Below are 23,560 nucleotides of genomic sequence, written 5' to 3'. Positions count from 1 at the left end.
TGGCACAACGTCCCAGTAACTGAAACAGGAGAACCATGGACACGACCGCGACACCCCTCGATGTGCAGAATCCGATCGCCACGCTCCCGCCTTCCTTCCGCTGGGGAGTGGCGACCTCGGCCTACCAGATCGAGGGCGCGGTCGACGAGGACGGGCGGACCCGGTCCATCTGGGACACGTTCTGCGAGGTGCCGGACGCCATCGACAAGGGCGACACCGGCGAGGTCGCGTGCGACCACTACCACCGCATGCCGCAGGACGTCGCGCTGATCCGTGAGCTCGGTGTCGACCTGTACCGCTTCTCCGTGGCGTGGCCGCGGGTCCAACCCCGCGGCCGCGGCCCGGTGAACCCGGCCGGGCTCGGCTTCTACGACCGGCTCACCGACGAACTGCTCGCCAACGGCGTCGAGCCGTGGCTCACCCTGTATCACTGGGACCTCCCGCAGGAGCTCGAGGACGCCGGTGGCTGGCCGGCCCGCGACACCGCCTACCGGTTCGCCGACTACAGCATGATCGTCTTCGACGCCCTGAAGGACCGCATCAAGACCTGGACGACGCTCAACGAGCCGTGGTGCTCGGCGATGCTGGGGTACGCGTACGGCGTGCACGCCCCGGGCCGGCGCGACTTCGCCGCCAGCATGCACGCGGTCCACCACCTGCTGCTCGGGCACGGTCTGGCGACCCAGCGCATGAAGGAGGCCGCCGGCGACCACCACGAGTTCGGCATCACGCTGAACATGGGCGTCAGCACCCCGGAGACCGACAGCGCCGCCGACCGCGACGCGGCCCGCCGCAGCGACGCGCTGAGCACCCGCATCTACCTCGACCCGCTCGTGCACGGCCGGTACCCCGCGGACCTCGTCGCCGACCTCGCCCAGCAGGGCATCGAGCTGCCCGTCCAGGACGGCGACCTGGAGATCATCAAGACCCCGCTGGACATCCTCGGCGTCAACTACTACTTCAGCGAGACCGTCTCCGGCGTCGACGAGGACGGCAACACCCACGACGCCCTCGGCCTGCCCGTCAGCCGCCCCATCCCGACCGGCCGCCCGATCACCGCGATGGGCTGGGAGATCGTCCCCGAGGGCTTCACCCAGCTCCTCGTGCGCCTCTGGGAGGACTACCGGCTGCCGATCTTCGTCACCGAGAACGGCTCCGCCTTCTACGACGAGCCCGACGAGACCGGCTTCGTCCGCGACGACGACCGGGTCGCCTACTTCGACTCCCACATCGGCGCGGTCGCCCTGGCCCGCCAGCAGGGCGCCGACATCCGCGGCTACTTCGCCTGGTCGCTGATGGACAACTTCGAGTGGGCCTACGGCTACGACAAGCGCTTCGGCATCGTCTACGTCGACTACGACACCCAGGAGCGCACCCCGAAGCAGTCCGCCCTCTGGTACCGCGACACCATCCGCGGGCTGCGAGGGTAGGGATTCAGTCCGGCAGCAGGGGAGTTGTGGGCCCCTGCTGCCGGCCCAGCAGTGACGCTCCTGCCAGTACAAATGCGCTGGTAGTGATCGACAGTTTACGTCAGTGGGGGCACAATGGGACCGTCGTGCCCCCACGCTGCTACCTGCGCTTGCGGAACGACGGCCACTACGTCTACCTGCTCGGCCACGAGGAATTGCAACAGGCCGCGATTCACTACCTCGGCCCTCGGTTGAACGCATACCGCGAGCGCATCCACGCCTGGGCCGACACTTACCGCACCACCAACGACCGCCAGCCCGCCTGGCCCCCGCAAACCCCCGAATACCTGCTCGCCGGCTACCCCCACATGCTCGCCGACACCGGCGAGCCCCACCGGCTCACGGCCCTGGCCACCGACCGTGCCCGCCAACGCCGCCTCTTCGACGTCACCGGCGGCGATACCGCCGCCCTCGCCGACATCGCCACCGCCTCCACCCTGATCGGCCAGCAGCATGACTCCGGCCTGCTCGCCGCGCTCCGGTTGTCCTGGCACCGGGACCAACTCGTCGGCCGCAACACCCAAATTCCCGCTCAACTTCCCGCCGTCTGGGCCGCTCTCGGCCAACACGTCCGCGCTGAGGGCCTCGCCCGCTCCATCCCAGCGGCAATAAGCCAGGCCGCGGCGTTCACAAATCTGGTACGGGTTGCGACTGCCGCTGGTGACTACGAATACGCCCGGACGCTGATTACGATCGCCGAGCAGGCCGCCTACACCATCACCGATCCCTCTCTTCGCGCGTCCGCTCTGGTACACATCGCCGAGGAGGCGGCCGCCGTAGGTGACGACGAACATGCGCGGACGCTGGCCATGGCCGCAGTAGACATCGCCGACGCCATCACGCACGCCGACGCTCGCGCGTTCATCTTGGCCCACGTGGCCTCGAGGGTGGCCGCCGCCACTGGTGACCGCGAACACGCCGAACATATCGTCAACGCCATCTCCGACCCCGACCGCCGGGGGATGGGCCTAACCGACCTGGCCTTGGAGGCCGCTGGCGCCGGCGACTACAACCGCGCTCGCACGCTGGCCGCCCGCGCCGAGCGCACCGCCCGCACCATCCCCCACCCGTTTCGCCGGGAAGACGTCCTGGCCGGTGTGGCCGGGGCGGTAGCTGCAGCCGGTGACCACGAACACGCAGTGCACATCGCGAAGGCCATCACCGATCCCGACATTCGCAGGCGCGCCTTGAACGCGTCGGCCACCCCCACCGGAGGCCACGAACGCGCCCAGCTGCTGGACAGTTACAGCACCAACTACACCGCTCGCACCCAGACCGACGAGGCCTGGGCGGCAGCTGCCGCTGGCGATTACGAACGCGCCCAGATGCTAGCCACCCAAGCCGAACACGCCGCTCATACCACCATGGAGCCGAAGGACCAGGCGACCGCCCTGACCCGCCTGGCCCGAGCAGCGGCCACCGTCGGTGATTACGAACGCGCCCGGGTGCTGGCCACCCAAGCCGAACACGCCGCCCGCGGCACCCGCAGCATCGACCAGGTACGCATCCTGGCCGACGTGGCCCGAGCGATAGCCGCCACCGGCGACCACGAAGGCGCCCAAACGGTTGTCACCCACGCGGAGCGCTCGGCCGACAGCATTGTCAAGCCCGACTCTTGCGCGTACGCACTGGCCAATCTGGCCCAGGCGGCGGCGACGGCCGGCGACCACGAACGCGCCGAACGCATCGCCCGTAACATCACCGATCCCGGCGTTCGTACGTGCGCCCTGGCGGACCTGGCTTTGGAGGCGGCCGGGGCCGGTGACCACCAACGTGCACGGACGCTGGCCGTCCAAGCCGAACACGCCGTCAACACGATCACCGAACCGCAGACGCAGGCACGTGCTCTGCCAAAAGTGGTCCAGGCTGTAGCCGCCGCCGGCGACCACGAACAAGCAAGAACGCTGGCCACGGTCGCCGAACGCACCGCCTACACCTCCATCACCATCTCCGCCGCTCGCGCGCGCGCCCTGGCCGAGCTGGCCCAGGCGGCGGCCACGGCTGGTGACCACGGACGCGCCAGGACGCTGGCCGCCCATGCCGAACGCGTCGCCCGCTCCATCGAAGGTCCGCGCATCCAGATCCGAATGCTGGTCAACGTGGCCGGGGCGGTTGCTGCCGCTGGCTGCCCTGAGCACGCCGAACGTATCGCCCGCATGATCACCGGCCCCGACGGTCGGGTCTACAAAGGAGCGGGCCCAGGCGTTGGCCTGGGCGGCGGGTGCGGCTGAGCCGTCAAGAGCGCACCAGCTATTCACCGAGGCCTTGGCCGTGGGCTCGTGGAGCATTCCTCTGCAGGAATTGGCTAGCGTCAACCCGATGATCATTTCGCTGTTCGTTGCTGAGTTCATGTCCGAACTGCCTCAACTCGAGGGTGAACCGACAGCAACGTTCTAAGCCTCGATCCACCGACGGACATCGAGATGTGATGTTGTCGAGAGTATGAGAAATGCCCTGTCGGGTGGCCGGAGGGAGTCTCACCCTCCGGCTCCCACAGATCCCGGCGTGAACCTCTCGGCTCACCGGGCTCTTGTCACCCTGGTCACCAGGCGGTCGTGAGCGAGGTGTTCCATGCCCAGTGCGCGAACAGGCCCCGCCGCCGTGCGACGGCCCTCTTCCAGTACTGGAGGGCTTTCTTCTTGCTCCGCAACCGTTTGAGCTTGCGACGGAGGAACCGCATCAGGTAGGCGTTGATGCGCTCCAGCAGCGGGTGAGTTTGCGCGCCTCCGTTGTCAGCAGATTCCTTGCCTTGCCGGCGTCTCAGGTGCCCGAAGATCTGTGGTGATCAGTGCAACGGTACCCGGTACAGCAGCTCGTGCAGGTGGCCCGCCTTCACCATCACGGTCGCCTCGATCGGCTTGTGGTCGTTCGAGTAGACGACCCGGAACGTCCGAATCACCGGGACCTCGGCCGGGAGCTCCAGTGTGCGACTATGTCGACACCGCCGCGTTGCTGTCCCGGTACAGCCCGCAGCGGCTCATCGCGATGGCCTGGCGGGTCGACCCCGGACTGGACGAGGAGGATGTCGCCATGGTCGGCACGATCCTGGACCGGACCCCCGACCGGGCCTTCACACCCTACGGCTACGCTCCGTGGGTCGTCGCTGAGCTGCGTCAGCTGTTCACCGGTTGGCCCTACCTGGACGGCACCCGGTGAACCCAGCGCCGCGGCCGGGCCGCGACCGCACTGTTGAGCCGGATCGGTGGAAGACCGGTTGGCTGGTAATGCCCGGCGACCCGCCGCTTGCGCACCGTCCCGACCCCGACGACCCAGCCGCGTTCATGTGCGGGGACTCGGCGGCGGACCGTCCGCCGCTGCGCCACCGGCCAGACGGGGTCAACGCGTGCGGCCGGTGCAATATGATGATCGGCCGGGCCCGGAAGAAGGCCCGCAAGGCCGGCCGCCACGATCCGCTGCGGCAGCTACGCCAGGTCCCCGACCCCGACCGCGCTGACCAGCTCGACCGGGCCCGCGACCGCAGCGCGTCCGTACGGACCGTCTCTGGAGGACTGCCCACCCTCGGTCGACACCAGTAACCAGGCGGGGACCACGCTGCTGCCGCAGTAGCTACCGACATGGGTAGTGCCATAAGCCCCGCTGGTACAACACCTCGTACCGGGCCAGCCTGGAGCGGCGGCCCCTCGACGTGGACGGCGGCGCGAACGGCGTCATCTCCACAAGTTCGGCGACGACGACGGGGGCTTTCGCGGCAGTCGTTCACGATGCGTTACCTGTCCACGGCGACGGTGGGATGCTCAGCCACGCTCCGCCTCGACCGTCTGCCGCTTCGCCAGCTCACCGAGGATGACCGCGGTGGCCAGGCACACGAACGCCCCGACCGCGCACACGGCGACCGCGGTGAGCGCCACACCGTTCAGGGCGAGGGTGTCAGGTTCGTCGCCGAACGACGCCGGCGGCTCCTGCCACAGAGCGGTGCCGAGGAAGATCGCGGCGATCACCCACAGGCCGGCGAACACGTTGAAAACGAACGCCGCGGGTATGCTGCCGGTCGTCTTCGCACCGGAGAACGTCACTGGGGCTCCTGTCGTTGGGGATCCCTGATCCTGCCGATCTTCGCCGACCGGATCCATGGACGCCACCCTATGGGTTAGCCCGACTAGGTCGTGTCTCGTGGATCATGGAAATGGTGGAGATGGCTCGTGGGAGGCGTTGGCACCTTGCGGGTCGGGCTCCGGTGACGGTGCGGGCAGGCGATCAGGGGGTGTCCGTCACGTCCCAGCGGTGACGGTTTCCAGTCCTGATCGGGTTTTCTGCAGGATGGTAATGCCGTTGCCGGTGAGATTGTGCTGTCGGCAGTGCGCGAGTGTCGCGTCGATCGCGGTCAGCCATGACTCGATCAGGTCCCGGAGGGGGATGTGACCGGTCCACAGGGTGACGGGTTCACCGGTGCGGTCGCAGTTGGCTTCGACGTGGAGTGTCCAGTCGCTGCTCGGGATCACCCGGTAGGCGATGTAGTAGGGGCCGTCGAAGAAGTATGTGCAGGCTTGGTCGGCCCCGCCGGTCAGGTCCCGGATGGCTGTCAGGGTGGAACCGGCCACCGCTCCGATGAAGTCTGACCAGCGGGTTCCGGGGAACTCGATACCATCGAAATCGATCCAGAGTCTTGCCCATAGTGGAGCGTCAGCGCCGCTGAGAACCTGGAGGTCTTCGAGGTCCAGCCGAACGGTAAACGCCATGACATCATCCACCCGGGCCGATATCCACGCCCGTCCGATCCGGAACAGGGCTTGGTGGATTATGGACCTTGGGTGAGGTCCCGGAGCCAGATTTTGATGGTGGCGACGTCGACCGTGGCCAGGTACATGAAGGCGCGTTTGTCGTAGCGGGTGGCCACGGCGCGGAACTGTTTGAGTTTGCCGACCGCGCGTTCGACGGTGTTGCGGTCCTTGTACCACTCAGCGTCGAACGTCGGCGGACGCCCGCCGGCGGTGCCACGTTTGCGGCGGTTGGCCTGCTGGTCGACGCGTTCGGGGATGGTGGCGGCGATACCGCGGCGGCGAAGGTCTGTGCGGATTGCGCGGATGGAGTAGGCCCGGTCACCCAGGATTCGCCCGGGCCGGGTTCTGGGCCGGCCGCGGCGGCGGGGCACGCGGATACCGGCCATGACCGCCGGGTAGCCGATGCGGTCGTGGCGTTGCCCGGCGGTGAGGGTGCGGCTGATGGGTCGGCTGCGGCGGTCGGCGGCCAGGTGCAGCTTGGCGCTGAACCCGCCCCGGGACCGGCCCAGGGCCTCGGGTTCAACGACCTGTTCGGGGATGGTCGCCGCTACAGTTTTGACTGATCCGCCGGATGGTCCGCCGGCTGCTTGTGGCGGGCTCCGGCCGCGTGTTTGTGTGCCCGCACAACGGTGCTGTCCACTCCGACGGTCCAGTCCGCACCCTCGTCGAGGTCGGCGTCCAGGCGCAGCCGTTCGGCGATGCGCTGCCAGGTGCGGTGAAGGCCAAGTTCGGCGGGAAGTGCCCGCTGTGCGAACGCGCCTGTCAGGTCGGGCAGCAGATCTCCCGGGTCGCCGGTGACGGCAACCGGTGGGGGCATCCGGAGTGTGTGAGCGCGGCGGAGAAGACGCGGGCGATCCTGGACTGGCGGACGTTCCGCGGTCACAAGCCGTCGGGGTGGCGTCTGGGGCGCGGGCCGGGGTCGAGCCGGGAACGGTGATGGCCCGTCAGTCGCCGCCGTCTGTTCCGGTTCCGGGTCAGCGCCAGGAGGCCCGGCGGCGTGAGAGGAATTGGTCGCCGCGGGCAGCGGCGGCCCGATAGGCGCGAGCCTCCGGAGTGTCTTCGAGGGTCCACTTCGGTGCGGCGCGGTTCCCGTCGGCGCAGCGGTTATGAACCCAGGTATCGCTGTACTGGGACACCCTGGCCACCGCGCCGCGGATCAGAACCGATGAGACGGAATCACGAGCGGACCAAGTCGATCGGGAACGGATCAAGTCCACTGAGAGCTCACAGCCAGCATTCCGCGGTGTTTCCGCTGTTCAAGCCAGTCGGCGAAGATCACTGAATTGCAGCGGCGTCAATCGCGGGGGAAGACAGTCTCCGGCGATCTGGCGATCCGTACCTTTCACTCCGCGCCGCCCGCCGTTACCGTGCACCGCATGGAGCTTCTGCTGCTACTCCTCGGCGCCGCAGTCGGAGGCGCGATCGGCTACAACTTCGGCCAGCGCAGCCAGCCCTCCGTGCTGCAGACCCACGCCGACGACGCCGTCGTCGCGTTCCTTGTTGCCATCAACCAGGAGCTCGAATCGGGCCTTGCCCGTCAGGTGCGGTCGGTGGCGTGGGAGGTGTTCGACGATCAGCGGCAGGCATACATGAAGGCGAAGCTTCGTGAGATCCAACGCCGGACAGCTGACGGTGAAGGCCAGGCGGCCAGCTAACGCACTCAGGATCGCAACCAGGGCTATTACGTTCTCGGTGTACTGGTCACGGCGTTGATCAGTCCGTGATCGCGACCGTGTCGATCCCGTCGCCGTACGCCGCCGGGTCGCACGTCGCCACGTAGAAGACGCGTTCCTGCACGAACAGAAGCGCCGCCGCGCCGGCCCCGACCCCGCCGTACACGTGCGCCGCCGCGGCATGGGGACGCCACTGCGCACCGTCCAGCGACACGACCACAGCGCACGGGTGGGCGGCGAGCAGGTCCAGCATCGGCCAGGCGACGTTCTCGAGCATCGTCGCGGCCTCAACGAGGCAGACAGCGGGGACGGCGAAGCGGGCCTTCTCGTCGGCGATCTCACCCAGCAGCTCACCGAGACTGTGGGAGCCGGCGACGTACGCGAGGACCGCGGTGGTGTCGAGCGCGAACTGCGCTTCGGTCACGCCGCGGCGTTGATGCGGGCGAGGGCGGCGAGGCGTCGCTGTTCCCGCTCTTCGGGGGTCCAGCGGTTCATGACCTCGTCCATCTTCGCGCGCATCTTCTTGCGGCCGGCGGCGGTGATGAGGACGCCGCGCTCGTCGACGTAGTCGCCGCGCTGGTCGCTCTGCTGCTCAGCCATGACCTGAGGGTAACTCCAACCGGGGTGAGTGGGCTAGGATCGAGGCCTTAGCGGGGCGAGGCTACGCCGGGCATGGCCTGGTTAGGCGGGGCCGGGCTAGGCAGGGGCACCACCGGACACCCGTAGCGATCAGGCTGCGGGTGTTCTTCACGTCAGCGGCTCACGGCCCGACAAGGGGCGCCGGCGGCCGAAGCGACCCCTAGGCTTCGACCGCCGACTGTGAGGGATGCACACGCGGAATCTTGGCCGCACCGCGAGCGCCCGGGGTTGGTGTCGGACTATCCCCGCCCGTGGAGTGCCGCTGCCCGGCATCTCGTGCCGTAAACGGCCGTTGCGGGTGCTGGAAGACGTGATCGCCGCGGCGGTGAGCGGCACGGGCGGCGACGACAGCGGGATGCTCAGTCACGTTCGGCCTCCACCTCGGCGGCCTGCCACATCGCCATCCGGTGCAGGATCGCGCCCGACGCGAACGACACGGTCGCGGCGAACAAGCACACGGTGAGAACGAGCAGCGCCGGCCCTTTCCCGCCTCCCAGGTCGTCGCCGTCAGGCCACAGGACCGCGCACAGGAGCAGGCCGCCGATGATCCAGGCGGCACCCGTCAGGTACAGGGCGCTTGCGGCGCCGGGCGTGGTGCGCGTCGGGGGTTGGACGCGGGAGAACGGCACGGAGGCTCCATCCGTCGGGGAACTTGGATCGGCGTGCAGGACGTCGCCGTGGAAGTTGCGGGCCGTCCGGAATGTGGCGCTGGTTTCGCCGACGGCGCACACGGACGCGACTGCCGATGCCCAGGTGTCCGGATCAAGGACGACGGTCTGGTGGGCGCCGGCGCCGAGGCTGTCGGGGGCGGTCAGTCGGACTGAGCCGTCGAGTTCGCGGCGGAAGAACCAGCCGTCTCGCGCGTGGAAGCCGGTGGCGTCGCTGGTCATGTGACGCTCCGTTCAGGGTTTCGGCCCGGACCTTGAATGGCGGACTGGGTGGTTCAGGAAACCTTGACCGGGATGCGAACACGTGTTCCAGGCTGCGGTCATGACGGAAGCCCAGACCTGCGCGAAAGAGAAGACGTCATTAAAGATCTTTCGATATCTGGGTGATGGCGATCAGAGGCGGAGCCCGGTGTGGTCGAGGAAGTTGAAGCACAGGTCGTAGCTGCCACCGATGCGGTGCAGGCCGGTGTGTGCGGCGGTGTCTGCTTCGTCGAGATGTTCGGGGCAGAGGTTGGCCAGTTCGGTGGCTTTGAGGTTGCCCCAGGCCAGTTCCATGGGGTTGAGGTCGTGGGCGTAGCTGGGCAACTGCTCGACGCGCAGCCAGTGCTGCTGGCCGGCGAGCACCCGACGGTTGGCTTCCCCGGCGGCGGAGCAGGTCCTGGACCTGCTGGAACGTGTCCTCGTCGATCAGCGGCACGTGGGAGAGCTCGTCCGAGCGGATCCATGCTTTCGGGTCGTTCCACCGGCTGACGCTCGTGTGCCCCATCGCGACGTCATCAATGTCGACCAGGACTTCGTCGGTGCGCTGCTTGTTCCAGATCTGATATCCGGTGTATCTCGGGTTGTTGAGAATAGTGCGGACAGCGCTCTTGGACCACGCGACTCCGCTGCGGTGGGAGTTTCGGCCTCGGTCGTGCGCTGATGGGCAAGGCACGCCGTCCCTGGTCAGCAGTTCGGCGATGGCGAACATGCCGAATCCCTCGCGGAAGAGCGCGAAGATGCGTTGCACGACCAGGGCAGCGAACGGGTCAGGCGCCAGACCGTGGAGCCGTTACCGTCCGCTGCCTTCGCCGGGTTCGGGTGTGGCCCCAAGTCTTCCAGGAGATATCCGTACGGTGGCCGGCCGCCGAGGAACCGGCCTTCCAGCTTCGTCTGTGCGGACATGGCGGTGCGGACGCGGAGTTTGATCCGGTTCCGTTCGCCTTTGCTCATGCCGCCGAACACGGACATGACCAGTTCGTGGGCCTCGTTGAACGGGTCGACCGGTCCGCCGATCTCCGGCACCCACAGCCGGACCCGGAAGTGCTCCGTGCCGGGCTCAGCGGCAAGTTCCTGTTCCGTCTGGCGAAGGCCGCGAGGAAGTACGGCGCCGGGCTGACGGTCGTCACCCAGGACGCCGCCGACGTTCTCGGCACAGACATCGGCCGGGCCGTGGTGTCCAACGCGGCCACGCAGGTCCTGCTACGCCAGGCCCCACAGGCGATCGACGCCGTCGCCGCGGCGTTCGGACTCACCGACGGCGAGCGGGCGTTCCTGCTCTCCGCCGACCGCGGCGGTCACGATGAGCGTCACAGACGCGGCGGATGTCGCAAGGGCGGAGAGCAAACGGCGCATATGTTGCCCTTTCGAGTGCTTCGTGCACAGTGGTATGACAGCGCTGTCAGCACGGTAACAGCCGCGTCATCGCCGAGCCGTAGCACCGGCTGCGCCGCGCCGGTGCGGCGCCCACGCCGCGCAACACGTCAGGGTTCGCCCCGTCGGTGCCAGGCCCGGCTCCCCCACCACCCCCGGCCGGGGGCCGCGACCCGAACGGCACCGTTCCCGGCACGGCCAATGATTCGGCCCGCGACGGCTCTTGTGGAGCGGTCGCGGGCCGTGGGGAACGCCTGGGTCAGCCGAGGGAGGGGTCGCTGATGCTGGCGGAGCCGTTCTCCAGGTGTCCGGCGAAGACGCGGACGAAACTGCCGGCGGTGACGGTGATGTCGTACCAACCACCGGCGTCGCGGGTGTCCAGGTCGGCGTACTTGCCGTTGCCGTGGACCCGGACCGGCCCGGCGTAGACGTCGGCGACGGTGACTTCGGCGGCGCCGCGTGGGGCGTCGATCTCCACTCGGAGCTTGCCCGAGTCGCCCAGCGGTCGCAGCGTGACGGCGACCCTGTCGGTGTGGGTGTCGCCGGCCAGCTTGCGGAAGAAACCGTTGGGGCCGTGCAGGTGCACCTCGTACGCGCCGGAGACCGGCAACTGGGCGGCGAGCTGGTGGCCCGCGCCCACGGTGTAGCTGTGCGGTTGTCCGGCCGGGGTGATCAGCCGGGCTTGGAAATGCGCACCTAGGGATCCGTTGTTCACGATCGTGAGATCCAGCGGGTTGCCGGGCTTCTCGACGACGCTCAGGTTGTATCCGAGCGGCCGGGCTTGGCGGGTACCGGGCTCCTGGGTCGGCATCTTCGAGCTGGCCGGACGGGGCGGGAAATAGGTCTTGTGCCGCAACCGGTCCTGCGGCTTCATCGCTGAGGTGTCCGGCAGGGCCGCAAGCCCGGTGACGCTGCTGGAGAAGTCGAATGCCGAGGTCAGGTCGCCGGCGACCGTGCGCCGCCAGGGGGTGATCTGCGGTTCGGCGATACCGAAGCGCTGTTCCAGGAAACGGATCACCGAGGTGTGGTCGAAGGTCTCGGAGCAGACGTAGCCGCCGGTGGACCAGGGTGAGATCACGAACATCGGTACCCGGGGGCCCATGCCGTAGGGGCCGGGCTTGGCGCGGCTGCTGCCGGGGTAGAACTCGTGCTCGGTGGAAACCGTGGAGGCGCCGGGGACGATCGGGGTGTTCGGGTGCGGTGGCACCAGGTGGTCGAAGAAGCCGTCGTTCTCGTCGTAGGTGATGAACAGCGCGGTCTTGGCCCACACGTCGGGGTTGCTGGTCAAGGCGTCCAGGACCTTGGAGATGTACCAGGCACCGTAGTTGGTGGGCCAGTTGGAGTGCTCGCTGAACGCCTCGGGGGCGGAGATCCAGGAGATCTGGGGCAGCCGGTCGGCTTTCACATCCGCGGCGAGAATCTCGAAGTAGTCCTGGCCCTTCTTGTTCTCGGTGCCGGTGCGGGCCTTCTCGTACAGCGGGTCGCCGGGCTGGGCGTTGCGGTAGGAGTTGAAGTACAACAACGAGGTGTCGCCGTAGTTGCCGATGTAGGCGTCGTTGTCCCAGCCCCAGGAGCCGGCGGCGTTCAGGCCACTGCCGATGTCCTGATAGACCTTCCACGAGATCCCGGCCGCGTCCAGGCGTTCGGGGTAGGTGGGCCAGTCGTAGCCGAGTTCGTCGTTGTAGAGCACCGGCCCGCCGCCCTTGCCGTCGTTGCCGGTCCAGCCGGTCCACAGGTAGTAGCGGTTGGGGTCGGTGTTGCCGATGAACGAGCAGTAGTACGCATCGCAGATGGTGAACGCGTCGGCGAGCGCATAGTGGAACGCGGCGTCCTGGCGCAACAGGTAGGCCATGGTGGTGGGTGTCTTGGCGGGGATCCACCGGTCGTAGTGGCCGTTGTTGACCGCGTTCTGCCCGCCCGGCCAGGCGTGGTCGAGGCCCTGCAGGAATGCGGCGCCCAGGTCGTCGACCTGCGGGTGGAAGGGGAGCACCTCGCCCTTGCTGTCCGCCTGGTGCCAGACCGACTTCCCAGAGGGAAGCTGCACCGGGTGCGGGTCACCGAAGCCGCGCACTCCGCGCAGCGAGGCGAGATAGTGGTCGAAGGAACGATTCTCCTGCATCAGGATCACCACGTGCTCGACGTCCATGATCGTTCCGGTGCTGCCCTGCGGGGCGATGGCCGCGGCCCGCTGGACGCTACCGAGCAGGCTGGAGGCCAGGCCCGCGGCGGAGGCCGCACCGGTCAACTTCAAGAATCGCCTGCGATCGATGTCCACCACGGTAATGCCCTCTCGTTCGACGACGTCTGTGCGGGGCACGACGTTCCTCGCCGGAGATCAACCCCGGGTAGCCGGTTCGTGGCGGGTCGCAGAACAGAGAGCGGCCGTGCGCGACCGGGCCGCGGCATCATTCGAGGGGCCGCGTCGAGGGCCTCGTGTTTCTCGGCTGGCATGTTCAACGCCGCCGCAAGCGAGGTACCAACCGGCGCTACGTCTACACCTACCCGTCCCGCAAGGCCGTGAAGGCCGTGATGGGCAAGGTGCGGGCGCAGTGCCGCAAGACAGGCACATGCGTACGTTGGATGTCCTGCTCATCTCGCTCAACCGGATGTTGCGGGGCTGGTGCGTGTACTTCCGGCCGGGGGTGTCCAGCACGGCCTTCCAGTATCTGAGCTCCTACACCTGGGGCCAGGTCATCAGATGGCTACGTCGCAAGCACCGCCGGATCACGTGGAAGGAACTGCGCCGCCGCTTCTGCGGAGGCGGTTGGTGGCAGGCCAGCGAAGACCGGGAACTGTTCAACCCGGCGAAGGTGCGCACCACGCGCTACCGCTACCGGGGTGCGGTCATCCCAACACCATGGCCGGTCACCGGATGAGGACCACCTCCACGAAGCCGCTGCAGACGGGACTTGTGGAGCGCCCGGTGCTCTGAGAGGGGCACGCCGGGTGCGGGAAGCGGCTCGGGGAAACGGCCCTGCCGAAAGGCGGGGACCGCGCCCCGGGCCGACTTCACGGGATGGAGCTGGATACGAGACTGTTCGATCCCGTCGAAGCCGCGCTGCGTGCTGAGGACCGGCAGGCCAGCGGAGCCGGACTGTGGCTGGCTCGGATGCGCCGACGTCACCGCGTGCGACCATGGACCGGTGCGCGAGACGGTGCTCGTGATCGACGATCACGAGGAGTTCCGCGCGTCGGCCCGCCAGTTGCTGCAGGCCGACGGGTTCGATGTCGTCGGCGAGGCGGCGACCGGCGCCGACGGCTGCCGCGCCGCCGAACAGTTGCGGCCATACGTGGTCGTGCTGGACATCCGGCTGCCGGACTTCGACGGCTTCGAGGTCGCACGGCGGTTGGCCGACCTCAGTCCGGCGCCCAACGTGGTGATCATTTCCAGTCGCGACGCGGTGACCTACGGTCAGCGCCTGGCGAGCGCGCCGGTGCGGGGCTTCGTTGCGAAGAGTGAGCTGTCCGGTGCCGCGCTTCGCCGCCTCGTCGGCTGACGTGCGCCGGTCGCTCGGCGCCGCCGTCGCGCTGGGCAGTGCGCTGAGCGGTGCGCTCGGTGTCGCATCGGAGTGGTTCGCCTACGGCTGGGACGACCCCGTCCGGTGGCTTCCCGACCTGATCGTCGGGATGACGTTGCTCGTCGCGGGCGCCTGGGCCTTCCCGGCGGCGCGCGGCACCGGTGCGCTGCTCCTCGCGACGGGGCTGCTCTGGTACGCCGGCAACCTCGACCAGGCAGCGCTGTACTGGCATCGGGCGCCGCTGATGCACCTCCTGCTCACCTATCCCGGCTGGCGTCCCGGCGCCCGGCTGGCCCGGGCGGGCGTCGCGGTCGCCTATCTCGTGGTGCTCGGGCCGGCGTTGCACGCTGAGGTCACCGGCATCGCGGTGGCCCTCGCACTGGCCGCCGCGCTGGTGTGGCGGCACGGCACGGCCGCGGCGGCCGCGCGCCGCCAGCGAACCGTCGCGACGTGGGCGGGGTTGGCGCTGGCCACGGTGCTCCTCGCCGGTGGCGTCGCCCGCCTCACGGTCGCCGGCGGCGCCGCGGTGCTGCCCGCACTCTGGCTGTACGAGGCCGTGTTGTGCGCCGTCGCCGTTGCGCTGTGCCTGGGTGCCCGCCGGCCGTCCGGTCCTGTCGTGACCGACCTGGTCGTGGAGCTCGGTGAGGCACCGTCGGCGACCGTCCGGGACGCGCTGGCGCGAGCGCTCGGCGATCCGTCGCTGCAGGTCGGCTACTGGCGACCGGCGGTCGGTGGCTACGTCGACGCCGCCGGCGCGCCCGTCGTCGTCGCCGGCCGCTCGGTGCGGTACATCGAGCGCGACGGGCTCCCATACGCCGTCGTGACCCATGACCCGGAAGTCCTCGGCGATGCCGTCCTCGCCCGGGCGGTGGCGGCGGCGACCCGGCTGACCGCCTCCAACGAGGCGCTCCATGCGACCTTGCGGCGCCACGTGGCGCAGGTCGCGGCGTCCCGGCGGCGCCTCGTCGTGGCGGCCGACGAGGAGCGGCGGCGCCTGGAGGAGCGACTGCACGACGGCCCCCGGCAGCGCCTGGTCCGGATCCACACCGGGCTGGGTGCCGTCGCGGCCGACGGTGCCGGCACGCATCTGCGACGGGCGGTGGTCCAGCTCGGGCACACGCTCGAGGAGCTGGACGCCCTGGCCCGCGGCCTGCATCCACGAGACCTGTCCGGGGGGCTGGCGGCCGCGGTGGGAGCGCTTGCGGAGCGTAGCCCGGTCCCGGTGCGGTTGTCGGTGCCCGGCGACCGGTTTCCGGCCGAGCTCGAGCACGCGGTGTACTACCTGTGCGCCGAGGCGCTGGCCAACGTGGCGAAGCACGCGGCCGCGACCGCCGCCACGATCGGGGTCGAGCGACACGACGGGCGGCTGAGGGTCGTCGTCGGCGACGACGGCGTCGGCGGTGCCGATCCGGCGCGGGGCAGCGGGCTCGCCGGACTGGCCGATCGCGTCGAGGCGCTCGGCGGACGGCTCGTCCTGGACTCGGCGCCCGGCCGCGGAACGACCGTCACTGCGGAATTCGCCCTGGATGGCTACCCCTGAGCATCGTGGCCAGCCACAGTCGGGCGGTCCGTGGTCGCCACGATGACGGCGCGGTCTCCGCCGCCTACCGTTCGATCCGTGTACAGGATCAGGAATGTGGTGGCCGTGCTCGCTGTGCTTGCCGTGCTCGGCGGATGCACGGTCGCGTCCGGCCGGCCCGGCCAGGACAAGGCCGGTGGCCGCGGCGAGCCGGCGGTCCTGCGACTGGCCGACATCAACTCCGGCCTCGACTACTCGCCGGCCGTCGCCTACTTCGTCGAGCGGGCCGCCGCGGTTTCGCACGGCCAGCTGAAGATCGAGGTCAGCAGCGGGTGGGGCGACTTCGCGCAGGACGCCGACCAGCGCGTGGTCCACGACGTCGCCGCCGGGAAGGCCGACCTCGCGTGGGCACCGACCCGGGTCTTCGAGACTCTGGGGGTGAACAGCTTCCAGGGCCTGACGGCGCCGCTGCTCGTCGACAGCTACGCGCTGCAGCGGGCCGTGCTCGCCAGCGACCTTCCCGGCCAGATGCTGCGCGGCGTCGAGCCGCTCGGGGTGACCGGTCTCGCCGTGCTCGGTGGCGGCCTGCGCAAGCCGATCGCCGCAAAGCGTCCGCTGCTCGGACCCGCGGACTGGCGCGGCCTCAAGTTCGAGGCCAAACGGTCCACGACGCAGGTCAACACGATCAAGGCGTTGAACGCCCAGCCGACCGAGCTCGTCAAGGGTGGCCCTTCGCGAAGCGAGGCATTGGCCGCTGGTCAGATCGACGCATTCGAGCTCAACCTTCTGGCGTACCTGTTGAACACGGCGGTGCAGCGGGCGCCGTACGTAACCGCGAACATCGACCTCTGGCCGGCCACCGCGGCGCTGGTAGCCAACTCGAAGCGGTGGGGCGGGCTGAGCAAAGACCAACGGGGCTGGCTCACCACGGCCGCCGCGGAGGCGACCACACGCTCGGCGCAACTGGCCGACGACGACGCCAAACTGGTGAAGGAGGCCTGCGCGGCGGGCGGCCGGTTCACGAACGCCGCGGCGGCCGATCTCGACGCGCTGCGGCAGGCGGTCGCCCCCGTCTACGCCGAGCTTGACCGCGACGCCCAGACGAAGACGTTCATCGAGCGGATCCGCGCGCTCAAGGCCTCCGTCGCCCGCGAGCCCGCGCTCGCCATCCCGGCCGACTGTCCCGACGCGGCGGTACCGGGCGGCACGACCGGCGCTACCGGTGCACTCGACGGCGTGTACCGCTGGAAGCTGACGGTCGACGACGCGCGCACACACGGCACCGTCAACGACCAACAGCATCTCGACGACTGGTACCCGTCCACCTTCACGATGACCTTGCGGGCGGGGCGGTGGGAGGGGCGGCAGACCGCGTCGTCCGAAATCTCGTCCGGCACGTTCGGCGTGAGCGGCTCCCGCATCAGCTTCGACTGGCCGGCCACGGGCGACGTGCTGAGCTTCACGTTCGCCGTCGGGGCGAACGGCGACCTGACGCTGACCCCAGTTCCACCGATGGATCCCGGCGACCGGTTCGTCTGGTCGCTGCACTCCTGGACAAGGATCGGTTGACCCATGCGACTCGTGCCAGTCCTGACCGCCCTCCTGCTGACCGCTTGCGGCGCGGCGCCGAAGCCGGCGGCGTCGGGGCCGTCCACACCGCCCGCATCGCAGCCCGCGAGCGCAACGGGCCGGTTCACCCCCCACCCGGTGGGCGAGGCGGACGCGCCCGCCGGCTATTACGAGTACCTCCCGCCCGGTTACGGCGACGGAACGCCGAGGCCGCTGATGATCTTCCTGCACGGTTTCGGCGGCAACGGCGACGGTTCGGCGAGCCAGTTGGACAACCTGTTTGACGGCGGGCCGCCGCAGCTCATGCACGACGGTCGCTGGCCGGCGGACCGGCCGTTCGTCGTGCTGGCGCCGCAGCACCCGGCACCGCCCGACGATCCGGCGTACGCGTCGTGCGAGCAGGGGACCCACGCGGCGTCGTGCGTGATGAAGATCCAGCACGAGCTGGGCCATCCGGCCGGCCGCACACTGTGCGCGACACCCGCGGAGGTCGAGCGGTTCCTGACGTACGCGCTCGGACACTACAAGGTGGACCCCGAACGGGTGTACCTCACCGGGCTCAGCTGCGGCGCGTACGCCGCCTACGAGTACGTGGCCGCGTACGGGCCGGCCAAGGTCGCCGCTGTCGTCGCGATCGCCGGCGATGCGCGGCCGGCCTGGGCCGCTGCGCAGTGCCGGCTCGGCACGGTACCCATCTGGGCCTTCCACGGCGACGCCGACGACACGGTGGCCCCGGCCGGCAGCACCGAGCCCGCGGCGAACCTTGCGAAATGCCCGGTGCCGCCCGGCCGTCCGGTCAAGCTCACGACCTACCCCGGTGTCGGGCACGACGCGTGGACCCGCACCTTCGATCTGAGCGCCGGCAACGACATCTATGCTTGGCTGCTCGACATCACCGGTCCCTGAGCCGTTGCGTCCGGCGCCGGCCATGGACAACGATGCCAGCGTGGGAGGGGCCCGAGGCGAGCTGACGAGCCGGTGGATCGAGCGGTACCGGTTCGCCCTGCCCGCCTCCGGCCTTGTCTGCGCGGTCGTCTCGACCCTCCTGGTCGCGACCGCCGGGCCGGTGGTGACGACCTACGCCGCCGCGTCGCCGTGGCTCGCGGTGGCCGCATTGACGCCCGGGCTGCTTCTGATCCTGATCGGCAGCGCCACGGTCGTGCTGCGCACGCTGGGCCGGATCGGCGCGCTCGCCGTGCTGTCGGGCATCGGCTGGCTGGCCCCGATCTGGGTGGGCTGGCAGACCGAGACCGCGACGGTGCCCGGCGCCGCGCTCGTCCGCAGTCTCGGCATGGTGGTCGTGCCCCTGCTGATGCCGGTCGTGCTGCATGTGACGCTGGCGTACCCCGGCGGCCGGTTGCCGGCGGCCGCGGCACGCCTGCTGGTCGGCACCGGCTATGCGGCGGCCGCCATCGCCGGCGTGGGCCGCGCGCTCTGCTACGACCCGTTTCTCGACCAGCACTGCTGGAGCAACTGCACCACCAACGTGTTGCTCGTCCACAACAGCCCGGCGCTCGCTCGGGTCTTCGGCGCGTTCGGGCTGTGGACGGCTGTCGCCACTGGACTCTCGGCCGTCGGCGCGGTGGTGTGGCGACTCGTGCGGGCCAGCCCGGTCGGGCGCGCCACGCTCTGGCCCGCGCTGGTGCCGGCCGCGGCCGTGGCGCTGGGCGAGGTCGCGTCTGCGGGCGCGATCCTGGACAATCCCGCGGAGAGCCCGTTCCGTCAGCCCTTTGCGATGCTGTATCTGCTTCGTGGGGCCGCGCTGACGTTGCTGGCGGCCGGCCTCGCGGGGTCGCTCCTGCGGGCGCACCGGCGCCGGTCGGCCGTGACGCGCCTGGCCGACGACCTCGGCGCGGCACCGTCGCTCGGGTCGCTACGCAGCGTGCTCGCCGAGACCCTCGGCGACAACCGGCTCCGGGTGGCCTACTGGCTGCCCGACGCCGGTCGCTACGTCGACGCCGCCGGGCAGGCGTTCGAGACGGGACCGGGCCGGGACCGGGCCGTAACGTCCGTCCGCCGCGGCGGCGAGCCGGTCGCCGTGATCGTGCACGACCGGGCGCTGGACGACGGCCGACGGCTCGAGCGGGAGATCGGGGCGGCCGCCCGGCTGGCCATCGACAACGAACGTCTTCGTGCCGCCATGCTCGCCGAGCTCGAGGGGCTACGGGCCGCACGCGTGCGCATCCTCGAGACCGGCGACCGTGCCCGCCGCCAGACGGAGCGCGACCTGCACGACGGCGCGCAGCAGCGCCTGCTCGCCGTCACGTACGAGCTGCGGCTGGCCCGCGCCGACGCCGAAGCGGCCGGCGACGGGCGGTTGGCGGCGGAGCTCGACGGCGCTGTGCACGAGGCGCAGGCGGCGCTCGCCGAGCTGCGCGAGATCGCCCAGGGCATCTACCCGACGATCCTCGACGAGGCCGGCCTCGGCCCGGCGCTGGCGACGGTCGCGGACAGCGCGCAGGTCGCGGTCGACATCGGCGACGTGCCGGCCGAACGCCTGCCGGAACAGGTGGAGCGCGTCGCGTACTTCACCGTCCGCGAGGCCGTGCAGGCGGCGGCCCGGCACGGGCAAGACGCCATGTCGGTGGACATCCGGCGCGCGCCCGGCAAGCTGGTCGTGACGGTCGACGGCGTACCCGTCGAGGCGTACCATCATGTGGCCGATCAGGTCGGTGCCCTCGGCGGACAGTTCGCCGTCGAGGGGGATCGGCTGCGTGCGGAGATTCCATGCGACTCGTTGTTGCCGATGACTTGTTGCTGACCCGCGAAGGCATCGTGCGGCTGCTGATGGGCGCCGGCCACGAGGTAGTCGGCGCGGCCGCCGACGCGGACGAGCTGCTGCGTGAGACCAGTCGCACGCAGCCGGACGCGGTGATCGTCGATATCCGGATGCCGCCGACGCACAAGGACGAAGGGCTCGTGGCGGCGCAGCGCATCCGCACCGAGCAGCCGGATACGGCGGTCCTCGTGCTGTCGCAGTACCTCGAGCCCAGCTACGCGCTGCGCCTCATCGAGGATCGCCCGAGCGGCGTCGGCTACCTGCTCAAGGAGCGCGTGTTCGACGTCGCGGTGCTGACCGACGCGTTGCAGCGGATCCGCAACGGTGAGGCCGTTGTCGACCCGATGATCGTCGCGCGGCTGGTGGGTCGCCGACGGCGGCCCGACCCGCTGCAGCGGTTGAGCGACCGCGAGCGCGAGGTGCTCGGGCTCTTCGCGGAGGGGTTGTCCAACAAGGCGGTCGCCGCGCGGTTGTGCATCACCGAGCGCACCGTCGAGGCACACGGCACCCAGATTTTCCAGAAGCTCGGCCTGGTCGACGACCCCGCCTCGCACCGCCGCGTGCGTGTCGTCCTGAAGTACCTGCGGTCGAACCCAGGCCTGCTGCGCGGCGACTGACCCTTTCGGGGCATGTTGTCCACGTTGGCGAAAACGAAATCGACGCTCCGGCTACTTTGCCGCGGAGGTCGACCAGAGCCGGGTGGTGCCGTCTTCGCATCCGACGGCGAGCATGGTTGCGTCCGGGCTGAACTCGACGGCAGTGGACTTGCAAGAGGGCTGGATCTGTGGGCCGGTTCGCTCGCCGCTGGCGATGCTCCAGATGGTGATGGAGCCGTCCCTGCTGGTGGTCGCGATCAGTCGGCCGTCGGGGCTGAACACATACGATCCGGTCTTGTATGCATCGCCGACCTGCAGCCTCGTCTTCAGCTCTCCACCGGGCACGTTGTGGACCGTCACGGTGACGTGCGGGTAGTCGTTGCTGACCGCAACCAGATTCGCCCCGTCCGGCGTGTACCGCACGGCGTCAACCGAACCGTCGACCTTGGCCGTCTCGGCGGATTTCGTACCGGTCGATACGCTCCAGAACTGGATCGGGCCGTCTTCCACGCCGCCAGTCGCGATGGTCGTGCTGTCGCCCTTGAAGGCGAACGTGTTGTGGTATACCAATGCCCGTTCACGTGCCGGCTCCGTCACGATCTCGCGGACCTGCTTGCGAGTCGTCGGGTTCCACAACCGTATGCCGTTCTCGAAGATGTTGGCGGTGGCGAGAAGACTGCCGTCGGGGCTGAACGCGATCCGCGCAATGCCGGACGTATCGGCGTCGTATGGGCCGATCTGCTCGCCGGTGGCGGCGTTCCACGCACGCATTGCGTCGCCACCGACAGAGACGATGCTGCGCCCGTCCGGGCTGTAGACGAGCCCGAAAACCGACGCCATGTGCCCGGTCAGCGTGGTGACGGGCTGGCCCGTCGTGGCGTTCCACAATCGGATGGTGTGGTCGGTGCCGGCGGTGGCAATGGTCTCACTGTCGGGGCTCCAGGTCACCGCATTGATCCGCTCGGTGTGACCGGTGAGGACCAGCGACGGGGCCGGAACCGGGCCGGCCGGGCCGGAACTCGTTGACCGGGCTCCTGCTCCACCCGGCTGTTGCCGGTGCCGGTCGCGCAGCTCAACGGCGGCGAACACGCCGGCGAGGACGACGACCGCGACGGCCGCGGCGATGACCACGCGCAGCCGCCTGCGCCTGCTGGGTGTCGCATCGCCGGTGGGTGCCGCGTCCAGTGTGGTCGACGTACTCGGCGGGGGTACAGCGGAGCCGCCCGTCAGAGCGGTGGCGGCCGTGACACCGACGGCGGCCGGTGCGGCGGGCGTGTCCGGTTGCGGCGCAGCGGAAACCACGGCCGTGGTGGAAGATGCTTCGCCGGGCGCCGGCACCGCCGGGTCGGCATCCGACGCGGACGGCGCGGCGGCCGGTGCGGGAGCGGCTTCGGCGGCGAGCGCGGTTGTCGGTGCTGCCAGCGGCGCCGCTCGGGCGGGAATAGGCCCGGGACTGACCGGGGCGGGCGGCAGGTGGTTCGCACTGGGCGTCGGTTCCGCCGGGGCCGGCGTCGGGTCGATGTGCAAGCTGCCGATCGCGACCACCAACTCAGGCTGGTCGATGACGGTCGGCGCGATGCGTAACGCTCGGTGCAGCAGGCTCGCCACGAGGGGGATGCGGCTGGATCCGCCGACGAGGAAGACGCCGGCGACCTGCTCGTGACGCACGCCGGCCGACCGCAGCGTGTTCAGCGTCAGCATCACCGTGCGGTCTAGGTACGGGCGGGCGGCGCTCTCGAACTCGTCGCGCGTCAGGTGGACGTCGGCATCGACGAGTGGAACATGGATATCCGCCTTCGTGTGTCGGGAGAGCTGCTCCTTTGCCGCCCGAGCGCCCGACCACAGCGTCTGGTGGGCCCGCTGGTCGGCCGGGCCCGCCGGCCAGTCGAGGCGGCCCCACGCCGACTGCTCCGGCGACGTGACCGACCGCGCGTGGTTCACGACGGCAGCGTCGAGGTCCAGCCCACCGACGTCGGCGAGCCCGTCGCTGGCGATCACCTCCGGCCGGTCTCCCAGCCGGCGCACCACACTCACGTCGAATGTGCCGGCACCCAGGTCGTACACCACCAGGCACTGGCCCTCCGGCACCTCGTGGCCGAGGACGGTCGCGAAATAGGCCGCCGCCGCGACCGGCTCGGCCAAGAACCCGACCTCGGCAATCCCGGCATCCCGCGCTGCCGCGGACAGCAACGCCAGTCTCGTCCGGCTCCACGCCGCCGGGTGCGTGAGCACGGCCGAGACCGGTGCCGCACCGACAACCCGCTCAGCCTCCGCCATCACCCGCCGGAGCACCGCCTCAACGAGCGCCCGCACCGGCATTTCCAACTCGCCCAGCCAGACGGCGCCGTCGTCGATGCGCCGCTTCGGATTCGCCTCGTACCCGGCCGGGTACGCGGTCGCCGCACGCTGAGCATCGGCACCGGTCAGCACGTCGCCGGCAGCGCCGACGAACACACCCGACACCAGCAACGGCGATGAGTCGAACAGCAGCGGCGTCGCCAACCCCGCGCCCCGGCGGAGCACCGCGACCGTGTTCGACGTCCCGAAGTCCACACCGAGCCGGACCGTGTTGGTGGTCATGCACACACCCCGTAGGCGACCCGCACGTCGGTATCGTCGCGTTGCCGACACGCAGCGATCATGGTCCTTCCCCGTTCCTTCCCGCAGCGTCCGGGCGGCCGCAAAAAGGCGCGTCGATGCGGACGGTACTTGGCTTGGCGTCGCCTCCATCGTCGCAGCTGGCTACGTCGCCGCATCCG

Annotated in this window: 20 protein-coding genes and 3 pseudogenes; 12 read left to right on the top strand and 11 right to left on the bottom strand. The window is 69.9% G+C overall.

The features are described from left to right. The first annotated feature begins 35 nt into the window (after positions 1–35). From ACFPIJ_RS40595 to ACFPIJ_RS40585, 3 genes are all read left to right on the top strand, one after another. The gene (locus ACFPIJ_RS40595) at positions 36–1,430 is read left to right on the top strand and encodes a GH1 family beta-glucosidase (RefSeq protein ID WP_380123647.1); all 1,395 of its coding nucleotides are present in this window, start codon (positions 36–38) and stop codon (positions 1,428–1,430) included. Between the two features lie 149 nt (positions 1,431–1,579). Beyond that, complete coding sequence (locus tag ACFPIJ_RS40590) at positions 1,580–3,700, top strand: hypothetical protein (RefSeq protein ID WP_380123645.1); 2,121 nt, start codon at positions 1,580–1,582, stop codon at positions 3,698–3,700. Between the two features lie 691 nt (positions 3,701–4,391). Continuing rightward, positions 4,392–4,625, top strand: coding sequence for a hypothetical protein (locus ACFPIJ_RS40585; RefSeq protein ID WP_380123643.1), 234 nt, complete (start codon positions 4,392–4,394; stop codon positions 4,623–4,625). 599 nt (positions 4,626–5,224) lie between these two features. On the opposite strand, the gene ACFPIJ_RS40580 is transcribed toward ACFPIJ_RS40585, so the two are convergent. The 3 genes and pseudogenes from ACFPIJ_RS40580 to ACFPIJ_RS40570 form a co-directional block, all read right to left on the bottom strand. After that, positions 5,225–5,503 (bottom strand): hypothetical protein, encoded by a 279-nt coding sequence (locus tag ACFPIJ_RS40580; RefSeq protein WP_380123641.1) that lies wholly within the window; start codon positions 5,501–5,503, stop codon positions 5,225–5,227. Positions 5,504–5,698: 195 nt separating this feature from the next. Next, positions 5,699–6,178 carry a hypothetical protein gene (locus tag ACFPIJ_RS40575; protein WP_380123639.1) on the bottom strand — a complete coding sequence of 160 codons (480 nt, stop codon included), beginning with the start codon at positions 6,176–6,178 and terminating at the stop codon, positions 5,699–5,701. Between the two features lie 47 nt (positions 6,179–6,225). After that, positions 6,226–6,848 (bottom strand): annotated as a pseudogene (locus tag ACFPIJ_RS40570) (IS5 family transposase); the annotation flags it as partial. A gap of 736 nt (positions 6,849–7,584) precedes the next feature. Between ACFPIJ_RS40570 and ACFPIJ_RS40560 the strand changes: the two are divergent. Further along, positions 7,585–7,863 (top strand): hypothetical protein, encoded by a 279-nt coding sequence (locus ACFPIJ_RS40560; RefSeq protein WP_380123636.1) that lies wholly within the window; start codon positions 7,585–7,587, stop codon positions 7,861–7,863. Between the two features lie 58 nt (positions 7,864–7,921). Here the strand turns inward: ACFPIJ_RS40560 and ACFPIJ_RS40555 are convergent, their stop codons facing one another. The 6 genes and pseudogenes from ACFPIJ_RS40555 to ACFPIJ_RS40530 all read right to left on the bottom strand — a co-directional run bounded on the left by ACFPIJ_RS40555 (position 7,922) and on the right by ACFPIJ_RS40530 (position 10,472). Further along, entirely contained in the window at positions 7,922–8,305 is a 384-nt protein-coding gene (locus ACFPIJ_RS40555) for a hypothetical protein (protein WP_380123634.1), read from the bottom strand. Next, entirely contained in the window at positions 8,302–8,481 is a 180-nt protein-coding gene (locus ACFPIJ_RS40550; RefSeq protein ID WP_380123633.1) for a hypothetical protein, read from the bottom strand. The genes ACFPIJ_RS40555 and ACFPIJ_RS40550 overlap by 4 nt, the downstream gene beginning before the upstream one ends. A gap of 398 nt (positions 8,482–8,879) precedes the next feature. After that, positions 8,880–9,410, bottom strand: coding sequence for a hypothetical protein (locus ACFPIJ_RS40545; RefSeq protein WP_380123631.1), 531 nt, complete (start codon positions 9,408–9,410; stop codon positions 8,880–8,882). A gap of 171 nt (positions 9,411–9,581) precedes the next feature. Further along, positions 9,582–9,812, bottom strand: coding sequence for a transposase (locus ACFPIJ_RS40540; RefSeq protein WP_380123629.1), 231 nt, complete (start codon positions 9,810–9,812; stop codon positions 9,582–9,584). Between the two features lie 76 nt (positions 9,813–9,888). Further along, a pseudogene (locus tag ACFPIJ_RS40535) lies at positions 9,889–10,158 on the bottom strand (recombinase family protein); the annotation flags it as partial. Then, entirely contained in the window at positions 10,134–10,472 is a 339-nt protein-coding gene (locus ACFPIJ_RS40530; protein ID WP_380123745.1) for a hypothetical protein, read from the bottom strand. The pseudogene ACFPIJ_RS40535 and the gene ACFPIJ_RS40530, both read right to left, overlap by 25 nt. Before the next feature lie 18 nt (positions 10,473–10,490). On the opposite strand from ACFPIJ_RS40530, the pseudogene ACFPIJ_RS40525 reads away from it, so the two are divergent. Continuing rightward, a pseudogene (locus ACFPIJ_RS40525) lies at positions 10,491–10,742 on the top strand (TraG/VirB4 family ATPase); the annotation flags it as partial. A gap of 337 nt (positions 10,743–11,079) precedes the next feature. On the opposite strand, the gene ACFPIJ_RS40520 reads toward ACFPIJ_RS40525, so the two are convergent. Further along, positions 11,080–13,095 carry a phosphocholine-specific phospholipase C gene (locus tag ACFPIJ_RS40520; RefSeq protein WP_380123739.1) on the bottom strand — a complete coding sequence of 672 codons (2,016 nt, stop codon included), beginning with the start codon at positions 13,093–13,095 and terminating at the stop codon, positions 11,080–11,082. 292 nt (positions 13,096–13,387) lie between these two features. Here ACFPIJ_RS40520 and ACFPIJ_RS40515 point away from each other — a divergent pair, with 292 nt between their 5' ends. The 7 genes from ACFPIJ_RS40515 (at position 13,388) to ACFPIJ_RS40485 (ending at position 20,822) form a co-directional block, all read left to right on the top strand. After that, positions 13,388–13,696, top strand: a complete 309-nt coding sequence (locus ACFPIJ_RS40515; RefSeq protein WP_380123627.1) for a group II intron maturase-specific domain-containing protein — start codon at positions 13,388–13,390, stop codon at positions 13,694–13,696. 267 nt (positions 13,697–13,963) lie between these two features. Continuing rightward, positions 13,964–14,317, top strand: a complete 354-nt coding sequence (locus ACFPIJ_RS40510; RefSeq protein ID WP_380123625.1) for a response regulator — start codon at positions 13,964–13,966, stop codon at positions 14,315–14,317. Next, complete coding sequence (locus ACFPIJ_RS40505) at positions 14,289–15,878, top strand: sensor histidine kinase (protein ID WP_380123623.1); 1,590 nt, start codon at positions 14,289–14,291, stop codon at positions 15,876–15,878. Before ACFPIJ_RS40510 ends, ACFPIJ_RS40505 begins: the two co-directional genes overlap by 29 nt. A 78-nt stretch (positions 15,879–15,956) precedes the next feature. Next, the gene (locus ACFPIJ_RS40500) at positions 15,957–17,426 is read left to right on the top strand and encodes a TRAP transporter substrate-binding protein (RefSeq protein ID WP_380123621.1); all 1,470 of its coding nucleotides are present in this window, start codon (positions 15,957–15,959) and stop codon (positions 17,424–17,426) included. A 3-nt stretch (positions 17,427–17,429) separates the two neighbouring features. After that, a complete protein-coding gene (locus ACFPIJ_RS40495; RefSeq protein ID WP_380123618.1) occupies positions 17,430–18,332 on the top strand; it encodes a carboxylesterase family protein in 903 nt (300 codons plus the stop codon). 40 nt (positions 18,333–18,372) lie between these two features. Then, complete coding sequence (locus ACFPIJ_RS40490; RefSeq protein WP_380123616.1) at positions 18,373–20,187, top strand: sensor histidine kinase; 1,815 nt, start codon at positions 18,373–18,375, stop codon at positions 20,185–20,187. Beyond that, positions 20,154–20,822 (top strand): response regulator transcription factor, encoded by a 669-nt coding sequence (locus tag ACFPIJ_RS40485; RefSeq protein ID WP_380123614.1) that lies wholly within the window; start codon positions 20,154–20,156, stop codon positions 20,820–20,822. Before ACFPIJ_RS40490 ends, ACFPIJ_RS40485 begins: the two co-directional genes overlap by 34 nt. Before the next feature lie 51 nt (positions 20,823–20,873). On the opposite strand, the gene ACFPIJ_RS40480 is transcribed toward ACFPIJ_RS40485, so the two are convergent. After that, entirely contained in the window at positions 20,874–23,531 is a 2,658-nt protein-coding gene (locus ACFPIJ_RS40480; protein WP_380123612.1) for an Hsp70 family protein, read from the bottom strand. Between the last annotated feature and the right edge of the window lie 29 nt (positions 23,532–23,560).

The sequence above is a fragment of the Dactylosporangium cerinum genome (assembly GCF_042653625.1).
Lineage (GTDB): Bacteria > Actinomycetota > Actinomycetes > Mycobacteriales > Micromonosporaceae > Dactylosporangium > Dactylosporangium cerinum.
Note: the sequence above shows the minus strand (reverse complement) of the source record. Positions and strands in the feature narration are given on the sequence as shown.